2 protein-coding genes and 4 pseudogenes are annotated in these 5,007 nt (G+C 61.8%); 4 read left to right on the top strand and 2 right to left on the bottom strand.

The window, feature by feature from the left end; genetic code table 11:
• From ACIGXE_RS37485 to ACIGXE_RS37475, 3 genes and pseudogenes are all read left to right on the top strand, one after another.
• Positions 1 to 867, top strand: an 867-nt coding sequence (locus tag ACIGXE_RS37485) for an IS256 family transposase (protein ID WP_399754638.1), incomplete at its 5' end; no start/stop codon positions are given.
• Positions 868 to 1,618: 751 nt separating this feature from the next.
• Positions 1,619 to 2,014 (top strand): hypothetical protein, encoded by a 396-nt coding sequence (locus ACIGXE_RS37480; RefSeq protein WP_399754636.1) that lies wholly within the window; start codon positions 1,619 to 1,621, stop codon positions 2,012 to 2,014.
• A 2,079-nt stretch (positions 2,015 to 4,093) separates the two neighbouring features.
• Positions 4,094 to 4,273 (top strand): annotated as a pseudogene (locus ACIGXE_RS37475) (IS5/IS1182 family transposase); the annotation flags it as partial.
• Here ACIGXE_RS37475 and ACIGXE_RS37470 read toward each other — a convergent pair.
• Positions 4,266 to 4,389 (bottom strand): annotated as a pseudogene (locus ACIGXE_RS37470) (IS5/IS1182 family transposase); the annotation flags it as partial. The pseudogenes ACIGXE_RS37475 and ACIGXE_RS37470 overlap by 8 nt on opposite strands.
• Between ACIGXE_RS37470 and ACIGXE_RS37465 the strand changes: the two are divergent.
• Positions 4,380 to 4,700 (top strand): annotated as a pseudogene (locus tag ACIGXE_RS37465) (winged helix-turn-helix domain-containing protein); the annotation flags it as partial. The pseudogenes ACIGXE_RS37470 and ACIGXE_RS37465 overlap by 10 nt on opposite strands.
• Positions 4,701 to 4,746: 46 nt before the next feature.
• Here the strand turns inward: ACIGXE_RS37465 and ACIGXE_RS37460 are convergent.
• Positions 4,747 to 4,938: pseudogene (locus ACIGXE_RS37460) on the bottom strand (STAS domain-containing protein); the annotation flags it as partial.
• Positions 4,939 to 5,007: the final 69 nt, after the last annotated feature.

The following is a 5,007-nucleotide window of genomic DNA, read 5'->3' as shown; positions in this document are numbered from 1 at the left end:
ATCTCCTCACACCTGGCCGAGGTCTATGGCGCCGACGTGTCCAAGCAGACGATTTCGACGATCACGGATTCGGTGATGGAGGGCATGGCCGAATGGCAGGCCCGCCCTCTTGACCGCGTCTATCCGGTCGTCTTCATCGACCGCATCAACGTGAAGATCCGCGAGGGGCAGGTCGCCAACCGCCCTGTCTACATGGCCCTGGCGGTCACCGCCGAAGGGCACCGCGACATTCTCGGGTTGTGGGCCGGGGGCGAGGGAGGCGAGGGCGCCAAGCACTGGCCGCGGGTCCTGACCGAGCTGAAGAACCGCGGGGTTGAGGACGTGCTGATGCTGGTCTGCGACGGGCTGAGGGGCCTGCCCGACGCGGTCGGCGAGGTCTGGCCGCAGACCGTGGTCCAGGCCTGCGTGGTCCATCTGCTGAGAGCGTCGTTCCGCTATGCGGGCCGGCAGGACTGGGACAAGATCGCGAAAGCGTTGAAGCCGGGCTACACGGCTCCGACCGAGGACGCGGCGACCAGCCGGTTCCTGGAGTTCTGCGAGGAATGGGGCAGCAAGTATCCGGCGATCGTGCGGTTGTGGGAGAACGCGTGGGCGGAGTTCGTGCCGTTCCCGCAGTTCGACACCGAGATCCGGCGGATCGTCTGCACGACCAACGCCATCGAGTCGGTCAATGCCAGGATCCGCCGGGCGGTCAGGGCCCGCGGCCACTTCCCGTCGGAGAACGCGGCCCTGAAGTGCGTCTACCTCGCAGTCATGTCACTCGACCCCACAGGCACCGGCCGCAAACGCTGGACCACCCGCTGGAAGCGGGCCCTGCAGGCCTTCGACATCGCCTTCGACGGCCGCCTCACCAACAACCACATCTGACCTACGAGCCAACCACGGTTACACCGTTTACTGGACAGACCCGACCGGAGATGTAACCTCAGTCGAGGTGATCAATGCAGGTTGTTAGTGGTGTGAAGAGCCCATGGATGATGCACAGAACCGTCCCCTAATACGAGGTGGGACTCCGCCTTGTATGTCGTTTCATGGGTCGCGTATCGGCGGCGCTGAGACTGGAAGCCACGGTACGGACGCCACCGCTCACCGTTGCACGGTTGTTTTCGAACATGTGACTGGAGAGGACTTCACCGTCATTCACGCCTCATATGTTCAGAAAAGCATGGGCCTCTCACCAGCAAAAACACGTACATACAGGACTTTGCGGCAGCCCTGATGCGCCCGCCCGCGTGCTCCCCGTGGGCTAGTGGCGCCTTTGGAGGGGCGGACCGGAACTTCGTTGCGGGCGTGGCCGGCCGCTGGACCGTCGCCACAACGTCGTGAGCAGCCCATCCGCCTGATCACCAAGACTTTGAAGCCGCCCTGGCCGGGCAGCCTGCGCTCAGACCCGGCGGAAGCTGGCATCTCGTTGCCAGCGCACTTGCAACGAGTTGCAGCGTTTCCCCCTTTCCCGGATCAACCGTTCGCGGTGAAATTAGTCCATCGGCGAGGAAGCGCACCTGCTACTACACAGAGGCAGGCCGTCGGTGACCGTCTTTCCAGGACCGCACCGCAGGAATACCACGCGGCGAAGATATCCACAAAAACTATGAAAGATTCACAGGAAGGTATTCCAATGGGAAAGCTTAAGGTAATGGCAGGGGCCCTTGCGACTGTTGCCATGATCGGAATGGGTGCTGGCAGTGCCCACGCCTACTTCTTTATCAACGAACCCGACAAGGGAGGGGTAAACGCGGGCGACTCGGTGTGTACTACAGGTGTGAACGTAAAAACATGCACCACTCCGGTCTCCATTACGGCTTGGGGGCTAAGCTGGAGTCAAGTCAACGATAACACGGTTTACTTCACGAACAAGGTGACGCAGAAACTCTACGATGAAGGAAATGGAGTGGCCGACCCGAAAAGCCAGAACTGTGCCGTACAATTCATAAGCTCGAGGGGGGGGATTAATGGGGGTGGGTTGCTCTGGAAGGATTCTAAATGGAAAATCATCTGCACTGTCACGTGGTGAGCCTTCCAATCGGGCGACGGATGCTATTTCCCGTGACAGGCGAGGCCCTTGGATTGGCAGGGCGGTTTCAAAGTCTTGATGATCGAGTTCTGTTCTGGCCGCAGCCAGGTGACGATCACTCGCGACGAATACGGGCGGATCGTCACCGCCATCCGAAGAGCCAACCGGAACGAATCACAAAGGCCGGCCATCTCGAGTCGGTGTGCGCATGTGCATGACCGGGGCTGGCGGAAGCTGGCATCCAGTTGCCAGCGCACTTGCAACGAGTTGCAGCGTTTCCCCCTTTCCCGGATCCGCTGTTCGCGGTGAAATTAGTCCATCGGCGATGAAGTACACCTGCCACTACACAGGGGCAGGTCGCCGGTGACCGTCATTCCGGGACCGCAAACAGGCGGACGATGCCGGCTCCGGCAAGAACACGCTGACAGTCGGACTATCACGCCTGTGGCCGGAGTGCACGCTGTTCCAGCGCCTTAAGGCCGGTCCGGGTCGGGCCACGGCCCGACCACACCACCCCATAACGCCACCCCGCCCATACGGCCGATCCCACGATCCAGCTGGCTCACGACTCTCACCGATCACGGTGAGCTTCATCAACCTGAGCCTCCCCCGAAGGCGAGAAGAGAGTCTGACCAGTGCAGACACTTCCGGCGTGTCACCCGATCGATCGGTGGGCAAGTCGAAGAAGCTCAGTGAACCGTGAGCCGGGCATTCATTTGAAGCAGCAGAAAAGTAAGAAAGTCCTGACTTGCCAGCAAAAGAAAGGAACGAGATCATCGCCATGAAAACATTCTCAAATCGGGAATATGTCCTTTCGAACCTTTGGCAGTAGGAAATTCGAGTCGCCGTACTGGCTCCGCAAGGAAATCCATCTAGATCCCTGACGATGGGTAAGGAGTCCAAGACATATTCTCTGGACCAGCGAAAAGGCGAAGAGTGAGGCAGCCATGCCTGCATGCAAGCAGGCCGAAGGTCAGACTTTGAGCTCTATCCCGGTCCCAAATGTTGAAATCCCAAGGAGTGGGTCTTTTCAAGCCGCCCACCGATCGAGTGGCAGGTCTGCCGGATTTACACAGGCCAGGGGGCTGCACGCTCCGTGCCTGACTGCAGGTTGAAAAGGCTCAGTGTTCCGTAAGTAGCAGAAAGCGAGAAATGAGGTGTGTCAATGATAGAATTCGTGATTCGCCCCCGTTCACCGGACACGGCCCCGCTTGCTCCGCTCGCCGCGGTCCGCCTTCTAGCACTCCTCCCGGCATCATGTAATCCCCAGGCGAGTATCGAAGAGGGACGCATTAAAGCCTCCGTCACAATATCCCCAGGGACTTTGCAAGGCATGTGCACCCGGGGGGTGTTTCAGGATCCTGCCCTGACTGGCTGGGAAATCGCTCCAGAAAACTATAAAGAGGAATGAGCCGCCTCGTGTTTTCTGCACCCGCTATGGTCGTTTTCTATGCGGCACTGCATGGATCCGTAATCGGACCGGACTTCTGTCGCAAGCCCACCCTAAAATCCACCCTGCTGCCTGAAGGTCAGGAGGGAGAATGCGACACAAGGGGAAGCGGTCTGTACTCTGCCGGCCTGGCACAGCGACCATAAACTACTCACTGAAATCGCAACTGGCTTTTTTGCGACGGATTGCACACCAACCTCCAAAGGAAGTGACATAGAATGCGAAGGATTACTCTCGCGGCCATCGTCGGCCTCGCTGCCCTGGGGTCCGCTCTGACGATTTCCCCGGCCTCTGCTACGGAAATCACAGGCCCGAATGTGTCGGTCACAGTTCTCAGTAATGGTGGACTGGTCCTGGGGGATATCCGGCAGGACCCGCCTCCAAAGAATTTCTGAACATATGAGGCGTTTTTCAGCCTCGTGTGACGTGGACGCGCCGCCGGGTGCTCAAGCCTGGACGGCGCGTCCCCAGGATTGAGCTTGTTCAGCGGTGGATCTCGGGGGTGGATGGCTTTGATGATTGACGTCATCCGGTTCGGGCGGGAACGGGCTTTGCGGAGGATCCGCAGGCCTTGACCGACGCGATGGCTCTCTCGACGGGCCACCTGGGCCGTCCATCAAGGGCTTCGTGTGCTTGCCTACCCGTGCGGCGTCGACGTGTCCAGTTCCACCCTTCGGTTCCTCACCGCCCGTTTGCGGGAACACAGCAGGGCTCTGGGCACCCGGTGGCGGCGGCTGACTGCGGGCCGGCGGGCCCTACTCGCCCCCGCCCACCTTCGCAACGGGCATCCTTACGCCCACGTCGCGGCCGCCGAGCGGGGCGAGACGCGGACCTTCTCCAGCACATGCCGGAGTTGTGGGCCGTCGCCATAGTGACCGGGGGTCAGGACGAGAGCGAGGGGCCGGCAGCGCCCCTCGGCTGCGAGGCCGTCGCACGGGAGAGCACCAGGTGCTGTCCGAGGCCGAGCAGGCTGCCGTGCGGCAGGCAGTCCTCGATCACATCCCCTGCGACCTGGGACTTTCTGGTCAGCTGTGGACGCGGAGGCTGATAGGCGAGCTGATCTTCAAGCTGTACCGGGTCCGGTTCACCGAGCCCGGGGTGGGCAAGTACCTCAGGCGGTGGGGCCTGACCTTCCAGCGGCCGGACAAGCGGGCTGTCGAACAGGACCCGGAGGCCGTCCGCGTCTGGTGCGAGGAGACCTGGCCGGCGATCCGGGCCAGGGCGAGGGCGGAGGGCGCAGTATGGCCAGGGCGGTGCCGTGTGCGCGGGCGGTCTTCTGTGCGGTGATCAGGGCGCTGAGGCCGGCGCAGTCGCAGAAGTCGAGCCGGTCCAGGTCGATGGTGACCTGCTCGTGGCGGTGGATGGTGTCGAGGAGCGCCTGGCGGATGCGGGGTGTGGTGGCGATGTCGATTTCGCCGGTCACGTGCGCGACTGCTTGGCGGCTGTCACGGATCACAAGGACATGAGCGCTCATTCCAGGTCTCCCTGCGGGGGGGGGGGGGGGGGGGGGGGGGTGGGTTTGGGGGGGGGGGGGGGGGCGGGC

This window comes from Streptomyces sp. NPDC053431, from assembly GCF_044544925.1.
Lineage (GTDB): Bacteria > Actinomycetota > Actinomycetes > Streptomycetales > Streptomycetaceae > Streptomyces.
Note: the sequence above shows the minus strand (reverse complement) of the source record. Positions and strands in the feature narration are given on the sequence as shown.

Bases quoted from the DNA above. Each gene is read 5' to 3' on its own strand.
- ACIGXE_RS37480 (WP_399754636.1), top strand. From the start codon at position 1,619: ATGGGAAAGCTTAAGGTAATGGCAGGGGCCCTTGCGACTGTTGCCATG.